The sequence below is a fragment of the Microbacterium pollutisoli genome, from assembly GCF_053586795.1.
Genome location: NZ_JBNYWT010000003.1, coordinates 23,959 through 49,024, shown reverse-complemented (window position 1 = coordinate 49,024; position 25,066 = coordinate 23,959). Strand labels below are relative to the sequence as shown.

The window sequence follows — 25,066 nt, the reverse complement described above, 5'->3', positions numbered from 1 at the left end:
TGCGGGGTAGGTGCGGCGGGCGGGCGACAGTTAACGGGCGGCGGCGGCCGCTGCGGCGGCGCGGGCCAGCCAGGCCGGCTCGGCGCCGTAGCGCTGCATCTTGATGAGCCGTCCGGCGGCGCTGTCGGCGATGAGGGTCGCGAGGCGGTCGGCCCGCGTCTGCTCGCGCTTCGCGCTGGCGACCCAGTGCGCGGCGACACGACGGTACGACGGCGTCGCGGCGTCCCAGAACGCGGCCGCCGCGGGATCGGCGGCGATCGCGGCCGCCTGCTCGCCAGTCAGTTCCGCGGACTGCTCGTAGGAGTACACCCGCGACGGGTCGCGGCGCTCGTAGGCGGCCAGGCCCGCCGGGTGCACCAGGCCCTCGGCGATGAGGCGTTCCATGTGGGCGATGTTGACCGCGCTCCAGTTCGAGCCGGGCTTGCGCGGCGTCCACCGCTGCCGGCGGGCGCTCTCGTCGATGCGCTTGCTGACCGAGTCGATCCAGCCGAAGCACAGCGCCACGGGAACGGCCTCGGCCCACGTGATGCCCTGGCGCGGGTCACCCTTCCGGTACAGCCCCATCCACAGTTCGGTGGCCGTCTCGTGGTTCTCTTCGAGCCACGCCCGGAACTCCGCCGCCGAGGCGAAGAAGATCGGCCGGCCCTCGGTGCTCCGCTGCGCTGTCGCCATGCGTGCGACGGTACCAGCGGCCACCGACGCCCGGTTCAGGACAGTTCGGGACGATTCCACTGCCCCGGCTGGTCGAACTCGCCGTAGACGACGTCGACGCCGGCATCCGTCACCGACGCCGCACACACCAGCAGCGACAGCGTCGGATAGCCGTGCGCACGGTTGTCGCGCACGATCGCACGGTCGTCGGTCGGCCCGACGGCGGCTGTGCGCTCGAGCACGTCCATCCATGCCGTCCACCACCGCTCGTCGTCGGCTGCCGGTACGGGGAACGCGTCGCGCCACGCGATGATGCGGGGGCTGGTCGGATCGTCGACGTCGTCATGGGCGATCATGTGGATGCCGGGGGCCAGGTCGACCGCGCGCAGCTCGGCGCCGTTCCACATCGTCACCCGGGTGCGGCCGGCCGTGACCTCGACGAGGTTGAAGCCGTGCGTGCGCGGATCGGTGATCTCGACACCGGCCACGGCATCGAGCACGAGGTGGCCGCGCGAGGGCACCGGCGTGCCGTCGTCGGGCATGACGTCGGCGCGGTTGAGGATCACCGCGAGGCGCCCTGCGGCCGGGTCGGCGGCCAGCCACGCGCCGCCCGCGCGCGCATCGCGCACGCCCAGCACGCCCGGGTGGGTCTCGGGCCACCACGGACCGAGCCGATCCCAGGCCCGCGTCGGATCCTCGTCGCGCACCGCCAGCACACGGGTGGGAGCGCCGGGCGCGGCGGGGACGTGAACGATCACCGTGCACATGGGGCGGGCCTTCCTGTCCGGCATCCGTGGCAGGATCGGACCATGTTCGTCGTCGTCGGGGTCACGGGCGGGATCGCCGCCTACAAGACGGTCCACCTCGTGCGGGCACTGGTGACCAACGGCCACGAGGTGCATGTTGTTCCCACCGAAGACGCGCTGCGCTTCGTGGGGACGACCACGTGGGAGGCGGTCAGCAGACATCCTGTCACGACGAGCGTGCACGACGAGGTCGCCGAGGTGCGCCATGTCGCGCTCGGCACCCGCGCCGACCTGGTCATCGTGGCCCCGGCCACCGCGAACACGCTCGCGAAGATGGCGGCCGGCATCGCCGACAACCTGCTCGGGGTGACCCTGCTGGCCACGACCGCGCCGGTCGTGGTCGCCCCCGCGATGCACACCGCCATGTGGGAGCACGCCGCCACCCAGGCCAACATCCGGACCCTGCGCAACCGCGGCGTGCACGTCGTCGGGCCGGCCGACGGACCGCTCACCGGCGGTGACAGCGGCCCCGGGCGCATGGTCGAGCCCGACGAGCTCGCCGCCGCGGCTCTCGCCGTCGTGCCCGGCGGCGCCCCTGCCGGTCGCGACCTCGCGGGGCTGCACGTCGCCGTGTCGACCGGCGGCACGCGCGAACCCATCGACCCCGTCCGGTTCCTCGGCAACCGGTCGAGCGGGCGCCAGGGCGTGGCCGTCGCCCTGGCCGCGGCCGAGCGCGGCGCCGGCGTGACACTGGTCGCCGCGCACGTCGACGACGGCGTGCTGGCGGCGGCGCAGCGGCATCCACACATCACGGTCACGCACGTCTCGACCGCTGCCGAACTTGCGTCGGCGATGGATGCCGCATCCCCGGCCGCCGATGTGATCGTCATGGTCGCGGCCGTCGCCGACTACCGCGTGGCCGCCGTCGCCGACGACAAGCTGCGCAAGGAGGACGGGACACCGACGCTCGAGCTGACCGAGAACCCGGACATCCTCGCGGGGCTCGTCGCGCAGCGCCGCGCCGGACAGACGATCGTCGGGTTCGCCGCCGAGACCGCCGCAGACGATGCCGAGCTGCTGGAGCGCGGGCGCCGCAAGCGCGAGCGCAAGGGCGTCGACCTGCTGGCGGTCAACCGGGTGGCGTGGGATGCCGGGTTCGAGTCGGACGAGAACCGCCTGATCGTCCTGGACGACACCGGCGCCGTGGTCGCCGACGCCGCCGGCACCAAGCGCCAAGCGGCCGATGCACTGTGGGACGCCGTCGCCGCCGTACGCGCGCGCTGACGCCGCGCTGCCACCCCGCGCGGCCGTGCGCCCGCGCACACAGCCCACACCGTCTGACAGGCTGGGACCATGCCCTCCCCCACAGACCCCGACTGGCTGCGCCCGCTCGGCGCGACCGGAATCACCGTGTCGGCCCTGACCCTCGGCGGCGGCCCGCTGGGGTCGATGCCGGACCTGTTCGGCCGGGACGTGCCGGCCGCCGACGCCCTCGACCTCCTGCACCGCACATTCGACAGCCCGGTGCGCACGATCGACACGGCGAACGGCTATTCGGGTGGGGAGAGCGAACGCCGTATCGGCGCGGCGATCGCGCAGGCCGGCGGGCTGCCCGCCGGCATGACCGTGATCACGAAGGTCGATCCGGCCGGGCGTGACTATTCCGGCGAACGCGTGCGCCGGTCCGTGCGCGAGAGCAAGGAGCGCCTGGGCCTCGACACCCTGCCGCTGGTGCACTTGCACGATCCCGAGAACTTCCCCTTCGCGCACATGACGGCCCCCGGCGGCGCGGTCGAGGCCCTCGTCGACCTGCGCGAGCGCGGCGAGGTGGGCGCGATCGGACTGGCCGGCGGGCCCATCCCCGAGATGCAGCGCTACCTCGCCCTCGGCGTGTTCGATGCGGTGCTCGTGCACAACCGGTGGACGCTCGTCGACCGCAGCGCCGGTCCGCTCATCACGCAGGCGCAGACCCTCGGCATCCCCGTCCTCAACGCCGCCGTCTACGGGTCGGGCATCCTCGCCGACCCGACCGTGCAGCGCTACGCCTACGCGCCCGCCTCCCCCGCGGTCCTCGCCGCGGTCGACGCCATCGTGGCCGTCTGTGACCGCTACGACACTGATATCGCCACCGTCGCGCTGCAGTTCTCGCTGCGCGACCCGGCCGTGGCCACGACCGTCGTCGGGATGGGACGGCCGTCGCGGCTGGCCGAGGCCCTGGCCGCGGCGTCCACGCCCCTGCCCGACGAGATCTGGGACGAACTGGCCGCGCACGTGCCCGCACCCGAGCACTGGCTCGAACCTCCGGCCGCATGACACCGGTGGAGATCGCGCCCGGCGTGCATGTGCGCACGAGCCGCATCATGCACACCACCTCGACGACCCTCGTCGGCGAGGGCCGCGCGCTGCTGGTCGACCCGGGGTGGATGCCGGATGACCTGGCGGCGCTGGCCGCACAGCTGCGGGGTCTCGACATCGTCGGCGGGTTCGCGACGCACGCGCACCACGACCACCTCCTGTGGCATCCGGGGTTCGGCGAGGCGCCGCGGTGGGCGTCGGCGGAGACGGCGCGGCTGGCCCACGCCGAGCGCGAGACCCTCGCGGCCGCCCTCGGCGCGGAGTTCCCGGCCGAGCTGGTCGCGCTCATGGGGCAGGTGTCGGCGGTGCCGGGCGCGCTGCCGACCGCGTCGACACCGCCCGGTTTCGAAATCGAACTGGTCGTGCACGACGGGCACGCACCCGGCCACACCGCGCTGTGGCTGCCCCGTCAGCGGGTGCTGATCGCCGGCGACATGCTCAGCGACATCGAGCTGCCGTTGCCGTTCTCCCCCGACGATGTGCCGGCATACCGTGCCGCCCTCGACCGGCTGGCGCCCTACGCCGCCCGGGCGGCGTGGGTCGTGCCCGGGCACGGCACCGTCGGCACCGACGCGCAGGCCCGGCTCGACGCCGACCGGCGCGTGTTCGACGACCTCGCCCGCACCGGCACCAGCGCCGACGCCCGTCGCGCCAACGAGGGCATGGCCGAGACCTACCGCGCGCTGCAGGCGCTGCTGCGGTGACGCACCCGGTGGAATAGCGGCACCGCCCGTGCCATCATCGAGGCATGTCGGATCCCACCGCTGAGACCTCGACCCTGATCGCCGCGGGCACCGCCGAGCTACTGGCGGAGAACCCGATCGAGCCCGGACGGATCACGCCGCACAAGACTTTCGACGGCGCGGGGGTGCGCATCCGTCACCTCGCCCTCGACGCGAATGCGGTCATGACCGACCACTCCGCGCCGCGGCCGATCATCATCTCGGTGGCCGCCGGACGCGTGCGGCTGGTCGTGGGCGAGGTCACCCACACGCTCGTCGCCGGCGGACTGATCCACATGGACGCGAACGTGCGCCACGAGGTGTTCGCCGACGAGCCGAGCCACCTGCTCGTCTACCTGCTCGGCGTCTGACCCCACCCGGGCGCCGCACTCAGTCGGCGAGCACCGCCGAGAGGAAGTCGCGCGTGCGCTGCTCGGTGGGGTTGGTGAACATCGTCTCGGGGTCGGCCTCTTCGACGATGCTGCCCTTGTCGAACATGAGCACCCGGTTGGAGACGTCGCGCGCGAACTGCATCTCGTGCGTGACGATGAGCATCGTGATGTCGGTCGTGGCGGCCACGTCCCGCAGCACGCCCAGCACCTCGCCTACGATCTCCGGGTCCAGCGCACTGGTGACCTCGTCGAGCAGCAGGATCTCCGGATCCATCGCCAGCGCACGGGCGATCGCGACCCGCTGCTGCTGACCGCCCGACAGTTGCAGGGGGTGGGCGTCGGCCTTGTCGGCCAGGCCCACCTTGTCCAGCAGCTCACGTGCCTTGGCCGTCGCCGCCCGCTTGGACATGCGCAGCACGTGCACGGGCGCCTCGATGAGGTTCTCCATGACGGTCATGTTCGGGAACAGGTTGAACTGCTGGAACACCATACCGATGCGCTTGCGCACCTCGTTGCGGTGCTTCTCCTTCAGTTCGACCCGCTTGCCCCCGCGCTCGGCGTGGGTGAGCGGCTCGCCGTCGATGTAGATGTAGCCGCCGTCGGCCTCTTCGAGGGTCATGACCAGGCGCAGGATGGTCGTCTTGCCCGACCCACTGGGGCCGATGAGGGTGACGCGGTCGCCCTTGGCGACCTGGAAGTTCAGGTCGTCGAGCACGATGTTGTCGCCGAAGCGCTTCTGCACGTCGACGAAGCGGATGGCGGGGGTGGATGCGTCAGGAGGCGTACTCAAGGCGCTTCTCCAATCTGCGGATGAGAACGGATGCCGGATAGCTGGTGACCAGGAAGATGACACCGGCCAGGGTGATGGCCTCGAGGTAGCGGAAGTGGTTGCCGCCGAACTCGAGGGCATTGCTGACCATGTCGGCCAGCGTGATGGCGATCACGAACGGGGTGTCCTTGAGCATCGAGATGACGTAGTTGCCCAGCGACGGCACGGTGGCCCGGATCGCCTGCGGCAGGATCACGGCGCCCCAGGTGCGTCCCCGCGACAGGCTCAGCGCCGTCGCGGCCTCCCACTGCCCCTTCGGCACCGACTCGATGCCCGCCCGGTACACCTCGGCCATGTAGGTGGCGTAGTGGATGCCGAACACGAACACGGCGATGGTCAGCGGGTCGATGCTGAGGAAGAAGTAGTAGGCGAACACCAGCTGCACGACCAGGGGCGTCATGCGGATGAAGTTCACGAAGAACGTGAGCACCGCCGTGACCGGCCGCGGCGAGATGCGGCGTGCCATCGCGATGAGCAGGCCCAGCACGGCGGCGATGGCGCTGCCGGCCGCCGTCACCACGAGGGTGACGGTGACGAACCCTTCGAGCAGCATCGGCAGCGATTCCCACGCGGTCGCCCAGTCCCATTGCAGACCCCCGCTCATGCGGCCGTCCTCCCCTTGGTGACCGGGGTGCGGAACCGCAGCGCGTCGCGCAGCGACTCACCGCGGCCCAGACGGTGCTTGGCGTGCACCTCGAGCGCGTTCATCGCGAGGGTGAACACGTACGCGATGACGAAGTAGATGACCAGTCCGATGAGTCCGTAGAAGAACGTGTCGGTGGCGATCCGCAGCTTGTCGAGCGCGACGGTGAGGTCGAACAGCGTGATGAACCCGACGATGGCGGTGCCCTTCAGCAGCTGGATGAGCAGGTTGTTCAGCGACGGGATCATCAGCGCCCACGCCTGCGGGAAGATGACGCGCCACATGCGCTGGGTCCGCGACATGCTCAGCGCGGTCGTGGCCTCCCACTGGCCGGTGGGCACCGAGTTGATCGACCCGCGCACGACCTCGGCCCCGTAGGCGCCGTAATTGAGGCCGAGCCCGATGATGCCGCACGCGACGGCGGGCAGGTTCACCCCGAGCTGCGGCATCACGAAGAACAGGAAGAACAGCTGCACGACCAGCGACGTGCCGCGGAAGAACTCGATCACCACGCGCGAGGCGCCGCGCACGATGATGTTGTCGACCCGGGCGCCGAGGCCGAGCACGACGGCGATGACGAATGCCAGGAGGGCGCCACACACCGTCAGCAGGAGGGTGATCCCCAGTCCCTGCCAGATCAGTGGCAGCGCCGCTCCCAGCGCTTCGAGATTGTCCATGAAGGAGGGTGATCAGCCCAGGTCACCCGAGCACAGCTGCTCGGTGGTGAGGTCGGCCGGGGGCAGGTTCTCCTCGGTGAAGCCGAACTCGCCGACCAGGCTCATGTAGGCGTCCACGTCATCGGTGATGGTGGCCAGCTGCTCGTTGTACGCCTCGAGCAGCTCGGTGTCGCCCTGACGGAACACGGTCGAACCGGCACCGATCTGCTCGACGCCGTCGATGACCTGCACGAACGCGTCGGTGGTCTCCACGCCCGCGTCGGGGTTGTTGTCGGCCATCCAGTTCAGCGAGATGGCGGTCATGGCGAACGCGTCGGCACGGCCGTTGGCGACCAGGTCCATGCCGGACTGGGCGTTGTCGACCGAGACCGTGTTGGAGATGCCGAGCTTGTCGGCGTAACCGGCCTCGATGCCGCCCTTGAGCACGGCGAGGGTGACATCACCGTTCTCGACGACCGAGTCGAGGTCGCTGAGACCGTCGGGGTTGCCCTCGGGCACCATCAGCGCGGTCGTGTACATGATCTCGGGGTCACTGAACGCGGCCTCGGCACAGCGCTCGGGGAGGATCGACATGCCCGCGCTCACGGCGTCGTAGCGGCCGGCCTTCAGACCCGGGATGAGCGAGTTCCAGTCGACTTCGACGACGTCGACCTCGTCGATGCCCATGCCCGCGAAGATCTCCTTGTGCATGGCGATGGTGGCGCCAGTGGGCTCGCCGTCGTCACCGACCCACGAGTAGGGGCGCTCGTCGGCGATGGCGACGGTGATCGATCCTTCTTCCTGCAGGCGCTCGAGGGTCGAAGCGTCGCCCGAGGGGGCGGTGCCCGCGTCGTCGCCGTTGCCGTTGCCGTTGCCGTTGTCGCCCGCGCACGCGGCGAAGGTCACGGCCAGAGCGGCGGCTCCCAGGACGGCGGCACTGCGCCGCAGGATCATGCGTGAGGTGCTCATGGTGGTTCCTCTTTCGATGTCGGTGGGGATCGGCGCCAGACGGCACCGGTGACCCGGCTCGGGTGAAGGGCCGTGCATCACTGTACGCCGATTTTCGGACGTGCGTACAATCAGACGTGCAGATTGTTTACATGTATACAGACTTGTTACTCTTGCCGCACACACCCCCGACGGCCACGGATGGTCACGTACCGGACCGTGCGCGATTTTGAGGGAGAATCAGTCCAACACCACCCGAAAGAGCCCCATGTCGATCACCCCCTCCCGCCCAGGACTGCCCGCCTCCGTACTGCGGGTCGCGCGTCCGTCGACGGTGGATCTCATCGCGATCGAGCTGCGCTCGGCGATCTTCTCGGGCGCACTGGCGGTGGGCAGCCAACTGGGTGAGGTCGACATCGCCGCGCAGCTCGGCGTCAGCCGCGGGCCCCTGCGCGAGGCGACGCAGCGGCTCGTGCAGGAGGGCCTGCTCACGGCGCTGCCCGGGCGCGGACTGCGGGTGAGCGTGATCCCGGCCGACGACATCCCCGACCTGTATCTGGCACGGCTCGCGGTGGAGGGCGAGGCGCTGCGCGTGCTGGCCGCCGGATCACCGGCATCCGCCCTGCCGGTGCTCGAGGAGGCGTTGACCCGGCTGCTGGAGGCGAGCGAAGGCGACGACGCCCGCGCGATCGGCGATGCCGACCTCGCGTTCCACCAGGCCCTCGTCGACGCCGCCGGCAGCCGCCGTCTGTCACAGGCCATGGCGACCTTCGCCATCCAGACCCGTATCGCGAGCTTCAGCGCCAGCGACGGTTACGCGGTGCCCGCGACGGTGTCGCCCACCTTCCGCCTCCTGCTCGATGCTCTCGCCGCCGGTGACGCCGACGGCGCGGTCGCGGCGCTGCGCCGCCAGTTCGACGACGCGGTCGCGCGCCTCACCGGCGTGCGCGACGTCGAGACCGTCGAGACCGACACCGCCAGCCTGACCGCCCCGTTCACCCCCCTCGACCACCTTCCCGCCGACCGGGGGTAGTCCATGAGCGCCGGCGCAGCAGCAGTGGATGCCGTCGTCGTCGGCGCCGGGCCCAACGGCCTGGCCGCGGCGGTGACCCTCGCCCGCGCGGGACTGTCCGTGCGCGTCTATGAACGCGACGATCGCCCCGGGGGCGGGGCGGCGACCCGCGAGCTGACCCTGCCCGGCTTCCATCACGACGTGTGCTCGGCGGTGCATCCACTCGCGTTCGCCTCGCCGTTCTTCGCGGCGTTCGGGCTGCGGGAACGCGTCGAGTTCGTCACGCCGCCCGTCTCGTTCGCGCAGCCGCTCGACGCCGGCCGGGCCGCCATCGCCTACCGCGACCTCGACGCGACCGCCGCCGCCCTCGGCCGGGACGGGCGGGCGTATGCGCGGCTGATGCGCCCGCTGGCGACCCACGCCGACCAGGTCGCCGAGTTCACGGGCTCCTCCCTGCTGCGGGTGCCGCGCCACCCGGTCACGGCACTGCGGTTCGGGCTGCGGGCGCTGGAGCAGGGCGGCCCGCTGTGGAACGTCCGGTTCCGCGAGGACGCGGCGCCGGCACTGCTGACCGGCGTGACCTCGCACTCGATCCTCGCGCAGCCGTCGATCGCCGGGGCCGGGGCGGGCCTGGCCCTGGCCGCCTACGCGCACGCCGAGGGCTGGCCGCTGCCGGTCGGCGGCAGCCAGGCGATCATCGACGCGCTCGTGGCCGACCTGCACGCCCACGGCGGCGAGCTGGTCACCGGCCACGAGGTCACCTCGCTCGCCGAGCTCGACGACGCCCGGGTGGCGCTGCTGGATGTCACCCCCCGGGCACTGGTGCGGCTGGCCGGCGATCGGATGCCGGCGCGCTACCGCCGTGCCCTGGAGCGGTTCCGCTACGGCGGCGGTGTCGCCAAGGTCGACTTCGCGCTGTCTGAGCCGGTGCCGTGGACCCACCGCGAGGTGCGGCGCGCCGGCACGGTGCACCTGGGCGGCACCCGTGCGGAGATGGCCCGCGCCGAGAACGCCGTGATGAAAGGCCACCACCCCGACTCCGCCTACGTGCTGGTATCGCAGCCCACGTTGTTCGATCCGACCCGCGCGCCCGCCGGCGCTCACACGCTGTGGACCTACACGCATGTGCCGGCCGACAGCCCGTTCGACCGCGCCGAGGCGGTCATCGCCCAGATCGAGCGGTTCGCGCCGGGATTCCGCGACACGATCCTCGCGGTGAGCTCACGCTCGGCGGTCGAAGTCGCGCTGCACAATCCCAACTACATCGGCGGCGACATCGCCGCCGGCGCCCCCACACTGCGGCAGCTCGTGCGTCGGCCGATCGTCTCCGCCGACCCCTGGCGCACCCCGATCCCCGGGGTGTACCTGGCCACGGCGTCGGCCTCCCCCGGGCCCGGCGTGCACGGCCTGGCCGGCTGGCACGCAGCACGCAGCGCCCTGCGGCACGAGTTCGGCGTGCGCGAGCTCCCGGACCTGTCACCGCGATCGGGGTCGGCCGGGCTTTCCGAGGGCGGGGCCCGGTCGTAGGGTGACGCCATGGACGGCTTCGCGGCGGTCGACTTCGTGTTCGCGCGGCAGGTGCTGCAGCGCGGGATCGCGGCGTTGTTCCTGGTCGCGTTCGTCTCGACGCTGAACCAGTTCCGCCCGCTGCTGGGCGAGCGGGGCCTGCTGCCGGCATCCACGCTGCTGACCTGGGCGAAGTCCCGACCGAGCTGGCCGCTGCATCCGACGATCTTCCGGTACGTCGGCTACACCGACCGGCGCCTGGTCTGGCTGTGCGCCGGCGGTGTGGCGGTGGCGGCGCTGCTGGTGGCCGGCATCCCCCAGCTCGGGCCGCCGTGGGTGCCGATGATCGCCTTCCTGCTGCTGTGGCTCGGATACCTGTCCGTCACGTCGATCGGGCAGACCTTCTACGGGTTCGGGTGGGAGATGCTGCTGCTGGAAGCCGGGTTCCTCGCGGCGTTCCTCGGGTCGGACTCGCAGCCACCGCCGACCATGGTGATCGTGCTGATGTGGTGGCTCGTGTTCCGGCTCGAGTTCGGGGCGGGCATGATCAAGATCCGGGGCGGGCGCGAGTGGCGCGACTTGACGGCGCTCATGTACCACCACGAGACCCAGCCGATGCCGGGACCGTTCAGCCGCCAGGCCCACCTGCTGCCGGCCTGGTTCCATCGGCTCGAGGTGGTGGGCAATCACGTCGCACAGCTGCTCGTGCCGTGGCTGCTGTTCGTGCCGCTGCTGTCGCTGGTGGTGCCGGGAACGTGGCCGCTCATCGTCGGCACGGCGGCGGCCGGGGTGGTGATCCTCACCCAGCTGTGGCTCGTGGTCACCGGAAACTTCGCGTGGCTGAACTGGGCGACCATCGTGCTGGCGTTCTCGGCGGTCGCGGTGCCGGCCGGCGGCACCCCGGCATCCCTGCCCGGGTACTGGATCGTGGTGACCTCGGTCGTGTTCGTCGGGTACGTGGTGATCAGCGTGCCGGCGGTGCGGAACCTGTTCGCCCGCCGCCAGCTGATGAACGCGAGCTTCAACCGCTGGCAGCTGGCCAACGCCTACGGCGCCTTCGGCACGGTGACCACCGAGCGCATCGAGATCGTCGTCGAGGGGACGCGGGACACCGATCCCGACGCCGGCGTGTGGCATGAGTACACGTTCAAGGGCAAGCCGGGGCCGGTGAAGCGGGTGCCGCGCCCGTTCGCGCCCTACCACCTGCGACTGGACTGGCTGATGTGGTTCCTGCCGCTGGGGCGCTCGCTGGACGACTGGTTCACGGTGCTCCTGGTGCGCCTGCTCGAAGCGGATGCCGCGACGCTGCGCCTGCTCGCCGACGACCCGTTCGACGGCGCGCCGCCACGATGGGTGCGTGCGGTCTCGTATCGCTACCGGTTTGCCACCCGCGCGGAGCACCGGGCGTCCGGCGACCACTGGGTGCGCGACCGGCGCCGCGTCGTGAAAGGGCCGATGACGCTGCGCTGACGGGCGCGGTCAGTCGATCACGCGGCGGCGGGCCGAGAGGTCGACGATCGCGACGATGAACGCGAGGGCGAGGAAGATCGCCACCGACAGCATGCCGAACGCGTACGCATCGTGGTAGACGACCAGGGCGTCGTGGGTGCCCGACTCCCGGTAGATCGTGGCGTAGAACAGCGACAGTGCCACAGCGGTTCCGACCGCGGCGCCGATACGCTGGCCGAGCTGGCCGACCGAGCCGGCCAGTCCGCCCTGCTTGACGGCGATGTCGGCGAGGGTGAGCGTCTGGTTCGGGGCGATGACGAAACCGCCGCCGGCACCGCCGAGGGTCATCACCGCCGCCATGATGTACGGCGTGGCGGCCGGGTCGGCGAACATCGCCGCGAGCATGAGTCCGCCCACCGACACGAGCACCCCCGCCAAGCCCCACACCACGACCGTGCGGCCGTGACGGGCGACGAGATTGCCGCCGATCCACGAGGTGACGGCGCTCGCCAGCGCGAACCCGATCGAGACCATGCCGGCATAGACCGGCTCCAGGCCCAGGCCGATCTGCAGGAACAGCGTCGTGACCAGGAACATCCCCGGCGTGGCGGTGAAGTACAGGGTCTGCAGCAGCGTGCCGTTGCGGAACGACGTGATGCGGAACAGCTCGAGCGACACGAGCGGTGCCTTGCCGCGTGCGGCATAGTGCCGCTCCCATGCGATGAACGCCGAGACGAACAGCGCGAAGGCGACCAGCAGCCACCAGCGGGCGGGGTCGTCGGTGGGCGCGCCGGTCGTGAACAGGAACGGCCACATAAGTGAGACGACCGTCGCCGCGAACAGCACGAGGCCGACCGGGTCGAGCGCGACCGGGTGCGGTGAGGAGTGCCGCACGGTGGGCAGCAGCCAGATGACGCAGGCGATCGCGATGATGCACAGCGGCACGTTCATCCAGAAGATGAGGCGCCAGCCGTCCGACGGACCGCCCAGCGCGATGAGCAGGCCGCCCAGCGTCGGGCCGAACGCGGTCGCGATGCCGATCGTGGCGCCGAACAGCCCGAAGGCCCGCCCGCGCTCCTTGCCGTGGAACAGCTCTTGGATCAGGCCCAGCACCTGCGGCATCTGGATGCCGGCGGCCGCGCCCTGCAGGAGCCGGGCGATGAACAGGATCGTGGCGTCGGGGGCGAGGGCGCACATGGCGCTGGTCAGCGTGTACAGCACGAGCCCCACCAGGAACAGGGTGCGCCGGGAGCGCTGGTCGCCGAGGCGACCCATGGGCACCAGGGCGAGCCCGAACGTGAGCACGAACCCGGAGACGATCAGCTGCAGCTCGGTGGAACCGGCATCCATCACCTCGCCGATGACCGGGATGGCGACGTTGACCTTCGTGAGGTCGAGGATCGTCACCGCCGCGACCGAGACGCACACCCAGAACGCGCGCCAACGGGCGGCGGGGGTGATCGGGATCGTGCGGGTGACCGTCGGTGCGACGGCGTCGTCCGCCACGGGAACCGGCTCACCGGAGTGCGGTTTCGCCATGACGGCCAGGCTATCCCCCGCCGGGCGGGACGGCGCGATCGGCGGGCCGATCGGGGGCCGCGCAGCGCCGGTATCGATGGTGCTCGTAGGTGTGTCGGTGGAGAGCAGTATTTCGGGAGGCAGTATTCGCACCACGGCTTGGTGGGCTCCATGTTGACCAGGTGATGATCGTGTCCGCCGGTTACGCCTGCTCGGGCAATGCTCGGATCGCCCGTTCGATCTGGGACGTGGTTGGTGCCCCAGCGAACCCGTTCTCCGTTGTGTAGACGCGGCACGCAAGTGCCTGTACAGGAGATGTCGGGAATAGGTCGACGCCGTCGGCCAGGAGCGTGGGCGATCCTCCGAACCCGAGGCTTGCCGCTTCGGCCTCGGTGTGGATCGTCACCAGCTCGACGGCGACGCCCCCGAGCCCGAGAGCGTCGAGCGCCGCGCGTGCGTTGGCTTCGGCGATGTCCGTGTTGGGGCAGTCGACGATGTGCAGCAATTCCACTTTCACGAGGCGCTTTCCGTTCTCTCGCTGTTGGTCATCGTGCGAGCGTTCGGCAGGAGGAGGTTCAGGCAGACGAGTCCGACCCCAATCACGACGAAGACGTCGGCGACGTTCCCGACGAAGAGGTCGCCGTAGGCGAGGAAGTCGGTGACGTGGCCGCGGCCGAACGCGGGCGGGTTCATGATTCGGTCGATGAGGTTGCCGACCGCGCCGCCGAGGACCAGCCCCAGCGCGAGGCCCCAGCGGGCACCGCGCAGCCGAATGGCGAAGATGACCACCGCGGCGGAGGCGAGTACGCCGATGAGGGTGATGATCCAGGTGGCCCCGGAGCCGAGCGAGAACGCGGCTCCGGGGTTGTAGACCAGGGACAGGCCGAACAGGTCCCCGACCAGCGGGATCCGTTCCCCCGGGGCCAGCTGTGCCACGGCGAGGGCCTTCGAGGCCTGGTCGAGCACCACAGCGAGCACGGCCACGACCAAGGTGAAGCCAAGGGCTCTCCTCGCCTGCGGCCGTGGGCCCGTACGGTCTTCGCCGACTGTCGCGGCGACGTCCTGCACGGTCACGCGATGGTCTTCCGGGTCCGGGCGGCGCGCAGACCGTTGAGGATCACGACGACCTCGGCGATCTCGTGCACGAGCACCACGGCGGCGAGGCCGAGGACGCCGAAGAGGGCGAGCGGGAGCAGGGCGCTGATGATCAGCAGCGACAGGATGATGTTCTGGTTGATGATGTGCCGTCCGCGGCGGGCGTGGTCGAACGCGCGCGGCAGCAGCCGCAGGTCGTGGCCGGTGAAGGCCACGTCGGCGGACTCGATCGCGGCATCGGAGCCGGTCGCGCCCATCGCGATGCCGATATCGGCAGCGGCCAGGGCGGGGGCGTCGTTGATGCCGTCGCCGATCATCGCGACCGAGCCCTTCGCACCGAGCTCTGCGATCGCAGCGGCCTTGTCCTCCGGGCGCAGTTCGGCGCGGACGTCCTCGATCCCCGCTTGGGCGGCGAGGGCGCGGGCGGTGCGAGCGTTGTCGCCGGTGAGCATCGTGACCCCGATGCCCTGCGCGGCGAGGGTACGGACGACCTCGGGGACCTCCGGGCGCAGCTCGTCGCGGACGCCGATCGCGGCGACCGGCTCGCCGTCGCGGTGGACGATCACGACCGTCATGCCCTGCTCCTCCAGCCCCGCGACCTGGTCGCCGAGGAATCCGGCGTCGAGCCAACGCGGGCTGCCGACCGTGATCCGCGCGCCGTCGAGCTCGCCTTCGATGCCGTGACCTGCCTGCTCGGTCACGCCCTCGGCTGCAGGGGCCTCAGGCGCTGCAGCGGTGATCGCGGCCGCGAGGGGGTGGGTGCTGTGCTGCTCCAACGACGCCGCCCACGCCAGCGCCTGCGCCTCGGTCACGCCGTCGGCGGTGAGCACCGCGGTGACGGCGGGCTCGTTGCGGGTCAGGGTGCCGGTCTTGTCGACCGCGACGTGGCGGATCACGCCGAACCGCTCGAACACGGCCCCGGACTTGATGATCACGCCGAACTTGCTCGCCGACCCGATGGCGGCCACCACGGTCAGCGGGACCGAGATCGCCAGCGCGCAGGGCGATGCCGCGACCAGCACGACGAGTGCGCGGGTGATCCACAGCTCCGGGTCGCCGAGCAGCGACCCGATGATCGCGACGAGAGCGGCGAGGATCAGCACGCCGGGCACGAGCGGGCGGGCAATGCGGTCGGCGAGACGGGCGCGGTCTCCCTTCTCCGCCTGCGCCTTCTCCACCAGGTCGACGATCGTGGTCAGCGAGTTGTCCGTGCCGGCCGCGGTCGTCTCGACCTCCAGCGCCCCCGCGGTGTTGATCGCACCCGCCGACACGGCATCGCCGGGCTCGACCTCGACCGGGATCGACTCCCCCGTGATCGCGGACGTATCCAGGCTGGAACGTCCCGTGCGGACGACGCCGTCGGTCGCGATCCGCTCGCCCGGCCGCACCAGCATCAACTGACCGACAGCCAGGTCCTTCGCGGCGACCTCCACCGAGACGCCGTCGCGGCGGACGGTCGCGGTCTCCGGGACGAGCTTGAGCAGCGCCCGGAGCCCGCCGCGAGCACGGTCCATCGCCTTGTCCTCCAGCGCCTCGGCGATCGAGTACAGGAACGCCAGGGCGGCGGCCTCCTCGACGTAGCCGAGGATCACCGCGCCGACGGCGCTGATGGTCATCAGCAGGCCGATGCCGAGCTTGCCCTTGAACAGCTTCCGGATCGCGCCCGGGGTGAACGTCGACGCGCCCAGCAGCAGACCGATCCAGAACGCCACCAGTGCCGGGATCTCCATCCCGGACCACTCCAGCGCCAGGCCGGTGAGGAAGGCGACGCCGGAGAAGACCGGGACCATGATCCCGCGGTCCCGCCACCAGGGGCGCTCCGCCTCCTCGGCTTCATCGCCTATGACAGTCTCGGGCTCGTCGTGCTCGCAGCCGCACGCCGCGCTCACTCGCCTGCTCCCGTCCCGCAGCAGCCCGGCACGGTGCACGAAGAGTCCACGCAGGGAGCGTGCTCGTCGACAGCAAGCGTCACGTCCACCAGTGCGGTGAGCGCCGCCGCGAGGTGCGGGTCGGCGATCTCGTAGCGCGTCTGCCGCCCCTCAGGCTCGGCGACCACGATGCCGCAGTCGCGCAGACAGGTCAGGTGGTTCGAGACGTTCGAGCGGGTCAGCTCCAACTCGCGCGACAGCACGGCCGGATAGCTCGGGCCGCCGAGCAAGGTCATCAGGATCCGGGAACGCGTCGGGTCCGCCATGGCCCGGCCGAGCCGGTTCATGACGTCGAGGCGAGAAGCAATAGTCAGCATGCACTGATTATACAGTGCTTACTGAACTTACGAGGCAAGGAGGCTGTCGACGGAGAGACGAGGTCCCGGGGACAGTGCACGGCAATCGGAGTCGCTCAGACGAGTTCGCTGACCAACTGTTCGATGCGGGTGCGGATCTCGTCGCGGATCGGACGGACGGCGTCGATGCCCTGCCCGGCCGGGTCGTCGAGCTTCCAGTCCTCGTAGCGCTTGCCGGGGAAGAACGGGCACGCATCGCCGCAGCCCATGGTGATGACGACGTCGGAGGCCTGCACCGCTTCGGTGGTGAGGACCTTGGGCTGCTCGGCGGTGATGTCGATCCCGAGCTCGCCCATGGCCTCGACGGCGACGGGGTTGATCTGGTCGGCTGGCATGGACCCGGCGGAACGCACTTCGATGCGATCGCCTGCGCGGTCGCGCAGGAATCCGGCGGCCATCTGCGAGCGGCCGGCGTTGTGTACGCAGACGAAGAGGACGGAGGGCTTGGGTGCGGTGGTGTCGATCATGGTGGCTCCTGTGAGGGATGGGTCAGTGGGTGAGTTCGTTGACGAGGGCACGGACGCGGCCTTCGATGTCGTCACGGATGGCTTCGACGCCTTCGCGCGAGGCGAGGGCGGGGTCCCCGACCGCCCAGTCGTCGTAGCGAACCCCGGGGATGATGGGGCAGACGTCGCCGCAGCCCATGGTGATGACGACGTCGGCGGCGCGGACGGCGTCATCGGTGAGGGGCTTCGGGAAGCGCGCGGCCGCGGCATCGCCTTCGATCTCGGCGAGGATCGAGCGCACGTGGGGGTGGATGATCTCGGCGGGGCTGGATCCGGCGGAGCGGGCGATGACTTTGCCGCCGGCGATCTGGTTGACCAGGGCCGCGGCGAGCTGGGAGCGGCCGGCGTTGGCGACGCAGACGAAGAGCACTTGCGGGACGGAGTGGTTGCGGTCTCTGGTGATGTCTGCGAGTCGTTGCCTGGCGAAGCGTTCGGTGAGAGGGACGAGCGCGCCGGTGACTTTCGCGGTACGGGCCAGCGACGTGTAGGACTCACGCACGATGCTCAGCACAGTCTCCGGGGCGAGCTCGGGGATCTCGGCGGCGAGTTCGTCGGCGAGGTGGGTGATCCGGATGTCGAAGTCTGGGCGGATGTCGCGATCTTCGCTGTTCCCGTCCTCGCTGGGCGCCGTCATGGTCGCCGGGGCGAAGGAGTCCAGCAGGGCGGTGACGGCGCTGCGGCGGCTCGGGTTGATGCGATACCAGACCCATGTCCCGCGGCGTTCCGAGGTGAGCACGTCGACGTCCTTGAGCACCTTCAGGTGGTGCGACACGGTCGGCTGTGACACGTCTGCGAGCTCGGCGAGGTCGCAGACGCAGGACTCGCCGCGCGGGTCCGAGGCGATCGCAGAGAGCATCCGCAGTCGCAGCGGGTCGGCGAGTGCCTTCAGGGTCGCGGCCACCGTGCCGGCGGCCTCCTGGCCGATGGCGTGCGTGGCGACCGGGCTGCAGGCGTCGGCCGTGCCGGTGAGGGTGAGGTTCATGAGGTGATCCTTTCGCCGGTGTACGGATCGGTGTGGAACCAGGCTCGGGCCGCCCAGAGTGAGACGTAGACGAGCCCGACCAGGACGGGCACTTCGATGAGCGGGCCGACCACGCCGGCGAGGGCCTGGCCGGAGGCGGCGCCGAAGGTGCCGATGGCGACGGCGATCGCGAGTTCGAAGTTGTTGCCCGCTGCAGTGAAGGCCAGCGAGGTGGAGCGGGCATAGTTCAGCCCGAGTGCCTTGCCGGTGAGGATGCCGGTGAACCACATGATCGCGAAGTACGCCAGCAGCGGGATGGCGATGCGCGCGACATCCAGGGGATGGGACGTCACCTGCTTTCCTTGCAGAGCGAACAGCAGCACGATGGTGAACAGCAGCCCGTACAGCGCCCACGGTCCGATCACGGGCAGGAACTTCTCCTCGTACCAGTCGCGGCCGCGGCGCCGCTCGCCGATCCACCGGGACGCGAAGCCGGCGACCAGCGGCACGCCGAGGAAGACGAGCACGTTCAGCGCGATCTGCCAGACCGAGATCTCCAGCCCCTGGGTGTCCAGCCCGAGCCACCCGGGCAGCACGGTCAGGTAGAACCAGCCCAGCAGCGAGAACGCGACCACCTGGAACACCGAGTTGATCGCGACCAGTACGGCGGTCGCCTCACGGTCGCCGCAGGCGAGGTCGTTCCAGATCACGACCATCGCGATGCAGCGGGCGAGCCCGACGATGATCAGTCCGGTGCGGTACTCGGGCAGGTCGGGCAGGAAGATCCAGGCCAATGCGAACATCACGGCCGGGCCGACCAGCCAGTTCAGCACCAGCGAGGAGATCAGGAGCTTCTTGTCTCCCGTGACGGCGGCGATCCGGTCGTAGCGGACCTTCGCCAGCACCGGGTACATCATCACCAGCAGTCCGAGCCCGATCGGCACCGAGATGCCGCCGACCTCCATCCGGCCGAGCAGATCCGACAGCGCCGGCACGAACCGCCCCAGAAGCAGACCCGCGACCATGGCGAGCCCGATCCACAGCGGCAGCCACCTGTCCAGTGTGGAGAGCCGCCGGGTTGCGGCCCGGGCAGGGGTGGTGGTTGCGGTGGTCATGCGAGCAGTCCTTCGATCTTCTCGGCGATGACAGGCTTCGGGTGCGCGCCGATGAGGATGTCCGTGCGTGTGCCGTCGCGGTAGAAGCCGAGAGTGGGGATGGAGGTGACGCCGGCGGCGATCACTGTCTCGGGGTTCTGGTCGGCGTCGACCTTGACGATCTTCACGCGCCCCTCGTACTCGGCAGCGAGCTGCTCGAGCAGCGGGGCGACCTGCCGGCACGGCCCGCACCAGGTGGCCCAGATATCCACCACGACGGGGAGGTCGGAGCCGAGGACCTCGTCCTGGAACGTCGCGTCGGTGACGGCGGCGAGCGTGCTCATGCGAAGACCTCCTCGGTCTCGGTCAGGGCGTCCAGAGGCGCGGTCGCGTTCTCGAAGGCGGCGAGGAAGTGCTGGGCGTCCTGCGCTGCGGCGCAACCTGTGCCGGCGGCGGTGATCGCCTGCCGGTAGGTGTGGTCGACGAGGTCGCCGGCGGCGAAGACGCCGGAGAGGTTCGTGCGGGTCGAGGGGTGATCGACGAGTACGAAGCCGGCGGCGTCGGTGTCGACCGTTCCGGTGACGAGCTCGGAGCGGGGGTCGTGGCCGATGGCCACGAAGAGCCCCGTCGCGGGCAGGTCGCGCTCGGCGCCGGTGACGGTGTCGCGAAGCGTGACGGACTCGAGCTTCTCGGCGCCGTTGAGGCGTGCGACTTCGCTGTTCCAGGCGACCTCGATCTTCGGGTGGTCGAGAACGCGCTGCGCCATGATCTTCGATGCCCGGAACTCGTCGCGGCGGTGCACGATCGTCACCTTGGAGGCGAAGCGGGTGAGGAACAGGGCCTCCTCCATCGCGGAGTCGCCTCCGCCGACGACGAGGATCTCCTGCTCGCGGAAGAAGAACCCATCGCAGGTGGCGCACCAGGACACTCCGCGGCCCGTGAGGCGCTCCTCGTCCGCGAGGCCGAGCTTGCGGTACGCCGACCCCATCGCGAGGATCACCGCGCGGGCGTGGAAGGCCTCCCCTGCACCCGTCTCGATGACCTTGATCGGTCCCTCGAGGTCGACGCGGATCGCGTCATCGAGGAGGATGCGGGCACCGAAGCGCTCGGCCTGCTGACGCATCGACTCCATCAGTTCCGGGCCGTTGACCGGGTCGACGAAGCCGGGGAAGTTCTCCACCTCGGTCGTGGTCATCAGTGCGCCACCGGTCGTCACGGAGCCGGCGATCACCACGGGCGCCAGGTTCGCACGGGCCGCGTAGATCGCAGCGGTGAACCCCGCAGGGCCGGACCCGACGATGACCAGCTCAACCTCTTGAATCGACATGCTTCTATATTGACATCAATCTATGCAAGGCGCAATCGGCGCTGGCGTCGTTCACCGACTCTTCACCTGGACACGCGAAGAGGGCGGCCTCCCACGGGAAGCCGCCCTCTTTCCGAGACCGTCAGCCGACGGTGACGGGGCGCGAGCCGATCTGCAGCACGGACGGCGTGGCGCAGCAGCTGCTGCCTTCGGCGTCGAAGCCGCCGGCGCCGCCGCACACTCCGGTGTCGGGCAGGACAAGCTCGTTGCGGTCCGCGGCCTCATGGTCGCCGGCAAGGTGGGCTGCGACGCTGCGCACCTGCTCGTAGCCGGTGAGCGCGAGGAAGGTGGGGGCGCGGCCGTAGGACTTCGCACCGACGATGAACAGGTCCTTCTCCGGCTGTGCGAGCTGGCGTGCGCCGGTCGCTCCCACCGAGCCGCAGGAGTGGATGTTGGGGTCGATCTCCGAGGCGATCCCGGCCACGGCGTCCAGCGATCCGTCGAGCTCGATGCGCACCTCCCGCAGGATGCTGGTGTCGGGGCGGAACCCGGTGAGGGCGAAGACGCGCGTGACACCCGAGACGCGTGACACCCGAGATCTCCTGGCCGTTCTCGGCGAGGATCGTGAGCGTGTCGCCGTCCTGCTGGAACTCCGCGACGCGGAACCCGGTGACGACCTCGACGACGCCGGCTTCGATGACCTTGCGTGCGCGGGAGCCGAGTGCGACCCGCTCGGGCAGCTCATCTCCCGTTCCGCCGCCGAACACGTTCGTTGCACTCCCGCGGCGCAGCAGCCAGGTCACCTTGGTGCCCGGCTCGCGACGCGCCAACTCACTCAGGCGCAGCACTGCGTGCGTCGCGGAGTGGCCGGCGCCGACGACGACCACGTGCGAGCCGGCCAGCTCGAACACGTCGTCTGGGATCCGGTATGAGATGCGCTCCGAGGCAGCCGTCTCGCCGACCGCGGGGTATCCGTCAGCGCCCGCGGGGTTCGGAAGTGACCACGTGCCGGTCGCGTCGATTACAGAGCTGGCGAGGATGCGGCCATCACGGCCGTCCTGGTCGACCGTGTGCACGACGAACGGCTGCGCCTTCCGGCCGCTCGCGACGACCTTATCTCGACCCTGACGAGCGACACCGGTGACGGTCGTGCCGTAGAGCACCCGGTCGCCCAGAGCGTCGGCGAGCGGGGAAAGGTACTCGCTGACCCACTCAGCCCCGGTCGGGTAGCCGCTTGCTGGCGCCGTCCAGCCGGTCGGCTCGAGAAGGCGTCGCGCTGCGGCATCGGTGAGCTCCGGCCACCCGGAGAACAGTCGCACGTGTCCCCACTCGGACACGGCAGCACCGGCCGAGCCGCCCCGCTCGACGACCACGGCGTCAACGCCGCGTTCGGTCAGGTGGGCGGCTGCAGCCAGGCCCTGCGGACCGGCACCGATGACGACGACAGGAAGCTCAGACATCACATCTCCTCAGATCGAAAAACTTCAATACGAGAACACTCGCTTACCTATCGAAGTTTGTCAATACGTGTCAGACTATCCGCATGAGCCTTCCCGTGACCATCGAGCAGAGCACGTGCTGCGTGCCGCGCATCACCGCATCGATCACCCCCGAGGAGGCCGAGCGTTCCGCTCGGGTGTTCAAGGCCATCGGTGATCCGACCCGCGTGATGCTGCTCTCCCTTATCGCCGGCACCGAAGGCGGCGAGGCCTGCATCTGCGACCTCATCGAGCCGGTCGGATTGTCACAGGGGACGGTCTCGCACCACATGAAGCTCCTCACCGACGCCGGGCTTGTCACCCGCGAACAGCGCGGGAAGTGGGCGTACTTCGCGCTCAACGACGGGGCGCTCGAGGCGGCCGCGGATGCGCTGCGACCTGCCGCGCTGGGCAGTGCGAACTAGTAGTCATCGACGCACGGCTGGGTAGTTCGACCAGATCCCGCCGGCTTTGCTCTTACGCCGGTCCGCCGTGTGGTTGCCGATTCCGATGACGTCGGCAACCACGGCCGAGGGCATCCGCATGCTCAGCAGGTTCATCCGGGTCTCGCGTGACACGCGTGGACGGATCCCGAGTTCCGTGAGGCGCAGCCTGATGTAGGCCGCAGTCATGTGAGCGCCGGGCGAGAGTCCCTCGAACAGCCAGCTCGATTCCCCCGCGGCGTATCCCCGTCGCGGCGCGGCGGAGAGGTGCCGTCTGACGATGTCCCCGACCCGGTCATCGAGCACGACGGGCGTGACCCCGAACCGCACGGTCACCTGCGCCCCGGTGGCGTCTACTCGGTCGCGAGTCATACTGACGGCGCGTCCGAGGATCTGCGCATAGAGGAGCATGAACAGCCCTGCCACGCGCACTTCCAGTTCCACATCTTCTCCGTTGAGCAGAAGGTCGATATCGCGCCACAGCTCCTCCTCGGTCACGTTCGACATCGTGTTTCGTGCAGCCCGGACGTTGGTGGCGAGGTCGCCCGTCAGCCGCGTCTTGGTCGCCCACCGCACGAAGTGCTCCACGGGCTCTCGCGTCTTGACGCGGGCGATGTAGTGATCGAGCGTGCGTTGATCAAGGTCACTGACGGCGAGCCCGCGAGCATCCATCCAGGTCAGGAACCGGACGACCGCGGCCAGTTTCCCGCGCTGGCCGATGAAGGCCTCGTTGGACAGGTCTCGATCGCGGTCTCGATAGCGCCTGTGAAGCTTGGGCAACACGTCCCATCTGTAGAAGCGGCGGAGCTTGTTCCCGGTCGGGCGCTCGAGAGTCGCAGCCACCGCGGCAACGTGCAGCGTGAGCTCGTGCTGCAGCACGTGGATGTTCGGCAGCACCTGGGCTTCGATGAGCAGACGCCGGAAATACCGCGTTGCTGGCCTTTGCTGGAGTTGATCAAGAGACGAGTGATCAACGGGCAGCGCGCCCGTGGCCATGCCGCGCAGGGTCTCTGTGACGTGCGGCCGCCGCAGCCAGCGCACCACCGAACGCGGGTCCATCGGCGCGTTCGCAAGGTACACGCGAAGCCTGGTCAGCTCGATCGGAGCCGATCCCTTGGGTCCGATGAGCTCGTCCAGTCGTGCCTGCAGCCGGCATCGCCCGCAGTGCGTTCCGGTCAGGAACTCCTCACTGCCGCACGTGCGGCACGCGAACCGTGGCGGGTGTCCGGCGCAGATCGCACAGGTGATCACGCCTTCATCGGTGCGAAATGCGAGGACTCGGATGTTCCCGCACAACGGACACTCTGACGGGTTCCTGCGGAGCGCGCTGTAGCAGACGTTGCAGATCTTCTCGCCGAGCAGCGAGTAACGGCCCGCGCTCGAACGCCCGCAACGGTCACACGTCTGTGACGGCGTAGCCGTCATCGGCCTGGATCGGCGGGACGATGAAGTCGCGCACGCACAGGACGAAGGTCCCCGATCGCCGTGTCACGCCCCCGCCCAGTGCCCGTCTTCTTCGCCGCTGCCGGTCGCGCCACGACAGTGATGAGGTCGTTCGGCTGGCATCCGAAGATGCGGCACAGCGCCGCAAGAACTTCGACGTTCAACCGCTCCGGTGCTTTGGTGACCAGTCGATACACCTGCTCGCGGGACAAGACGATGCCCTGCTCGCGCAGCGGCGCGAGCAGCTCCGTGGTCTGGAACATCCCAGCCTCGGCCATCAGAGCACGCAGGTGCCAGTCGATCGGCCCCTTCGAGTCAGTCTCCATCACGGTCCTCCGTGTTCCTCTTGAGCGCATCAGCGAGCACCCGGTTCTTATAGTCGTCCCCGACAGACGTGTAGATCGCCGTCGACTCGCCGTCGTCGAAGCGAACGTGTGGCCCACCTGATCCTGCACGAACTTCTCGCTGTAGCCCCACTCGATGAGGTTCGTCACATAGGTGTGCCGCAGCGAGTGCAGAACCAGCTCTTCCGGAAGTCCGGCTTCGTCGCGCAGCTCGGCGAAACGGTCGTTCAGGTAGCGGCCACCGATTCTGGTCCTGCGCTCCGTCGGCCAGAGGATGTCCGTCTCCCAATCACCGACCACCCGCGGCCGGCCCTGGTCCACCCAATGGGTGAGGCCGTCAACGACCCAGTCGAACTCGGGCAGAGTCAGCACGGTCCGTCGCTTCGGACCGGTGCCCCGACTGCCCTTCCCGTGCCGGACATACACCGCTCCGAAACTCCCGAACCCCGGGGCCACCGGGTTCGACCGCAGATCGGCAACGTCGAGCCCAATGCACTCGGAACGCCGCAGCCCAAAGGCGTAGATGGTCTTGAACATCTGCGCGTTCCGGAGCGCAGCAAGCGCACCCTTCCTCCTGGCACGTACGATCGCCTCGACCCGAGCATCCGCAGCATCGAAGAACCGCTCCAGCTCATCGAAAGTGAGGGCACGTCGCCCGGGATCCCCCTCATGGTCGAGCAGGTGC

General features: G+C 70.0%; 27 protein-coding genes and 1 pseudogene. 8 read left to right on the top strand and 20 right to left on the bottom strand.

Annotated elements, in window-relative coordinates:
- Positions 1–30 precede the first annotated feature (30 nt).
- Both ACQ143_RS08110 and ACQ143_RS08105 read right to left on the bottom strand, forming a co-directional pair.
- Positions 31–672 carry a YdeI/OmpD-associated family protein gene (locus ACQ143_RS08110; protein WP_449570186.1) on the bottom strand — a complete coding sequence of 214 codons (642 nt, stop codon included), beginning with the start codon at positions 670–672 and terminating at the stop codon, positions 31–33.
- A 35-nt stretch (positions 673–707) separates the two neighbouring features.
- Positions 708–1,418, bottom strand: coding sequence for an NRDE family protein (locus tag ACQ143_RS08105; protein ID WP_449570185.1), 711 nt, complete (start codon positions 1,416–1,418; stop codon positions 708–710).
- 42 nt (positions 1,419–1,460) lie between these two features.
- Between ACQ143_RS08105 and coaBC the strand changes: the two genes are divergently transcribed.
- The 4 genes from coaBC (at position 1,461) to ACQ143_RS08085 (ending at position 4,845) form a co-directional block, all read left to right on the top strand.
- Entirely contained in the window at positions 1,461–2,681 is a 1,221-nt protein-coding gene (coaBC, locus tag ACQ143_RS08100) for a bifunctional phosphopantothenoylcysteine decarboxylase/phosphopantothenate--cysteine ligase CoaBC (protein ID WP_449570184.1), read from the top strand.
- Positions 2,682–2,750: 69 nt separating this feature from the next.
- Complete coding sequence (locus tag ACQ143_RS08095; protein WP_449570183.1) at positions 2,751–3,710, top strand: aldo/keto reductase; 960 nt, start codon at positions 2,751–2,753, stop codon at positions 3,708–3,710.
- On the top strand, positions 3,707–4,456 hold the full coding sequence (locus ACQ143_RS08090; protein WP_449570182.1) for an MBL fold metallo-hydrolase: 750 nt from the start codon (positions 3,707–3,709) through the stop codon (positions 4,454–4,456). Before ACQ143_RS08095 ends, ACQ143_RS08090 begins: the two co-directional genes overlap by 4 nt.
- A gap of 44 nt (positions 4,457–4,500) precedes the next feature.
- The gene (locus ACQ143_RS08085; RefSeq protein WP_449570181.1) at positions 4,501–4,845 is read left to right on the top strand and encodes a cupin domain-containing protein; all 345 of its coding nucleotides are present in this window, start codon (positions 4,501–4,503) and stop codon (positions 4,843–4,845) included.
- A gap of 19 nt (positions 4,846–4,864) precedes the next feature.
- Here ACQ143_RS08085 and ehuA read toward each other — a convergent pair whose 3' ends face one another.
- The 4 genes from ehuA to ehuB are packed head-to-tail and all read right to left on the bottom strand — an operon-like array spanning position 4,865 to position 7,963.
- Positions 4,865–5,656, bottom strand: a complete 792-nt coding sequence (gene ehuA / locus ACQ143_RS08080; protein ID WP_449570180.1) for an ectoine/hydroxyectoine ABC transporter ATP-binding protein EhuA — start codon at positions 5,654–5,656, stop codon at positions 4,865–4,867.
- Positions 5,640–6,299 carry an ectoine/hydroxyectoine ABC transporter permease subunit EhuD gene (ehuD, locus tag ACQ143_RS08075; protein WP_449570179.1) on the bottom strand — a complete coding sequence of 220 codons (660 nt, stop codon included), beginning with the start codon at positions 6,297–6,299 and terminating at the stop codon, positions 5,640–5,642. The genes ehuA and ehuD overlap by 17 nt, the downstream gene beginning before the upstream one ends.
- Positions 6,296–7,015 carry an amino acid ABC transporter permease gene (locus tag ACQ143_RS08070; RefSeq protein ID WP_449570178.1) on the bottom strand — a complete coding sequence of 240 codons (720 nt, stop codon included), beginning with the start codon at positions 7,013–7,015 and terminating at the stop codon, positions 6,296–6,298. The genes ehuD and ACQ143_RS08070 overlap by 4 nt, the downstream gene beginning before the upstream one ends.
- A gap of 12 nt (positions 7,016–7,027) precedes the next feature.
- Positions 7,028–7,963: an ectoine/hydroxyectoine ABC transporter substrate-binding protein EhuB gene (ehuB, locus tag ACQ143_RS08065; protein WP_449570177.1), complete on the bottom strand. Its 936-nt coding sequence runs from the start codon at positions 7,961–7,963 to the stop codon at positions 7,028–7,030.
- 247 nt (positions 7,964–8,210) lie between these two features.
- Between ehuB and ACQ143_RS08060 the strand changes: the two genes are divergently transcribed.
- Genes ACQ143_RS08060 through ACQ143_RS08050 form a run of 3 tightly spaced genes read left to right on the top strand, consistent with a single transcriptional unit; the run spans position 8,211 to position 11,930 of the window.
- On the top strand, positions 8,211–8,975 hold the full coding sequence (locus ACQ143_RS08060; RefSeq protein ID WP_449570176.1) for a GntR family transcriptional regulator: 765 nt from the start codon (positions 8,211–8,213) through the stop codon (positions 8,973–8,975).
- Between the two features lie 3 nt (positions 8,976–8,978).
- On the top strand, positions 8,979–10,481 hold the full coding sequence (locus tag ACQ143_RS08055) for a phytoene desaturase family protein (protein WP_449570175.1): 1,503 nt from the start codon (positions 8,979–8,981) through the stop codon (positions 10,479–10,481).
- Between the two features lie 9 nt (positions 10,482–10,490).
- Positions 10,491–11,930: a lipase maturation factor family protein gene (locus ACQ143_RS08050; protein WP_449570174.1), complete on the top strand. Its 1,440-nt coding sequence runs from the start codon at positions 10,491–10,493 to the stop codon at positions 11,928–11,930.
- 9 nt (positions 11,931–11,939) lie between these two features.
- Here ACQ143_RS08050 and ACQ143_RS08045 read toward each other — a convergent pair whose 3' ends face one another.
- The 12 genes and pseudogenes from ACQ143_RS08045 to ACQ143_RS07990 all read right to left on the bottom strand — a co-directional run.
- Positions 11,940–13,448 (bottom strand): MFS transporter, encoded by a 1,509-nt coding sequence (locus tag ACQ143_RS08045; RefSeq protein ID WP_449570173.1) that lies wholly within the window; start codon positions 13,446–13,448, stop codon positions 11,940–11,942.
- Positions 13,449–13,629: 181 nt separating this feature from the next.
- The gene (locus ACQ143_RS08040) at positions 13,630–13,938 is read right to left on the bottom strand and encodes a hypothetical protein (protein WP_436970512.1); all 309 of its coding nucleotides are present in this window, start codon (positions 13,936–13,938) and stop codon (positions 13,630–13,632) included.
- A gap of 2 nt (positions 13,939–13,940) precedes the next feature.
- Entirely contained in the window at positions 13,941–14,495 is a 555-nt protein-coding gene (gene lspA, locus ACQ143_RS08035; RefSeq protein WP_036283889.1) for a signal peptidase II, read from the bottom strand.
- A 2-nt stretch (positions 14,496–14,497) separates the two neighbouring features.
- On the bottom strand, positions 14,498–16,411 hold the full coding sequence (locus ACQ143_RS08030) for a heavy metal translocating P-type ATPase (protein ID WP_016465416.1): 1,914 nt from the start codon (positions 16,409–16,411) through the stop codon (positions 14,498–14,500).
- A complete protein-coding gene (cmtR, locus tag ACQ143_RS08025) occupies positions 16,408–16,767 on the bottom strand; it encodes a Cd(II)/Pb(II)-sensing metalloregulatory transcriptional regulator CmtR (RefSeq protein WP_016465417.1) in 360 nt (119 codons plus the stop codon). The genes ACQ143_RS08030 and cmtR overlap by 4 nt, the downstream gene beginning before the upstream one ends.
- A gap of 95 nt (positions 16,768–16,862) precedes the next feature.
- Entirely contained in the window at positions 16,863–17,273 is a 411-nt protein-coding gene (locus ACQ143_RS08020) for an arsenate reductase ArsC (RefSeq protein ID WP_016465418.1), read from the bottom strand.
- Between the two features lie 22 nt (positions 17,274–17,295).
- Positions 17,296–18,294, bottom strand: coding sequence for a metalloregulator ArsR/SmtB family transcription factor (locus tag ACQ143_RS08015; RefSeq protein ID WP_016465419.1), 999 nt, complete (start codon positions 18,292–18,294; stop codon positions 17,296–17,298).
- Positions 18,291–19,388 carry an ACR3 family arsenite efflux transporter gene (gene arsB / locus ACQ143_RS08010; RefSeq protein WP_016465420.1) on the bottom strand — a complete coding sequence of 366 codons (1,098 nt, stop codon included), beginning with the start codon at positions 19,386–19,388 and terminating at the stop codon, positions 18,291–18,293. The genes ACQ143_RS08015 and arsB overlap by 4 nt, the downstream gene beginning before the upstream one ends.
- Positions 19,385–19,711, bottom strand: coding sequence for a thioredoxin (gene trxA, locus ACQ143_RS08005; protein ID WP_449570172.1), 327 nt, complete (start codon positions 19,709–19,711; stop codon positions 19,385–19,387). The genes arsB and trxA overlap by 4 nt, the downstream gene beginning before the upstream one ends.
- Complete coding sequence (trxB, locus tag ACQ143_RS08000; RefSeq protein ID WP_016465422.1) at positions 19,708–20,694, bottom strand: thioredoxin-disulfide reductase; 987 nt, start codon at positions 20,692–20,694, stop codon at positions 19,708–19,710. Before trxB ends, trxA begins: the two co-directional genes overlap by 4 nt.
- A 121-nt stretch (positions 20,695–20,815) precedes the next feature.
- Positions 20,816–21,265, bottom strand: a complete 450-nt coding sequence (locus tag ACQ143_RS07995) for a hypothetical protein (RefSeq protein ID WP_449570528.1) — start codon at positions 21,263–21,265, stop codon at positions 20,816–20,818.
- Positions 21,266–21,326: 61 nt separating this feature from the next.
- Positions 21,327–22,133: pseudogene (locus ACQ143_RS07990) on the bottom strand (NAD(P)-binding domain-containing protein); the annotation flags it as partial.
- Positions 22,134–22,216: 83 nt separating this feature from the next.
- On the opposite strand from ACQ143_RS07990, the gene ACQ143_RS07985 reads away from it, so the two are divergent.
- Positions 22,217–22,576: an ArsR/SmtB family transcription factor gene (locus tag ACQ143_RS07985; protein ID WP_061015170.1), complete on the top strand. Its 360-nt coding sequence runs from the start codon at positions 22,217–22,219 to the stop codon at positions 22,574–22,576.
- Positions 22,577–22,579: 3 nt separating this feature from the next.
- Here ACQ143_RS07985 and ACQ143_RS07980 read toward each other — a convergent pair whose 3' ends face one another.
- Positions 22,580–23,845, bottom strand: a complete 1,266-nt coding sequence (locus ACQ143_RS07980) for a hypothetical protein (RefSeq protein WP_061015169.1) — start codon at positions 23,843–23,845, stop codon at positions 22,580–22,582.
- Between the two features lie 170 nt (positions 23,846–24,015).
- Positions 24,016–24,969: a tyrosine-type recombinase/integrase gene (locus tag ACQ143_RS07975; protein WP_449570517.1), complete on the bottom strand. Its 954-nt coding sequence runs from the start codon at positions 24,967–24,969 to the stop codon at positions 24,016–24,018.
- Between the last annotated feature and the right edge of the window lie 97 nt (positions 24,970–25,066).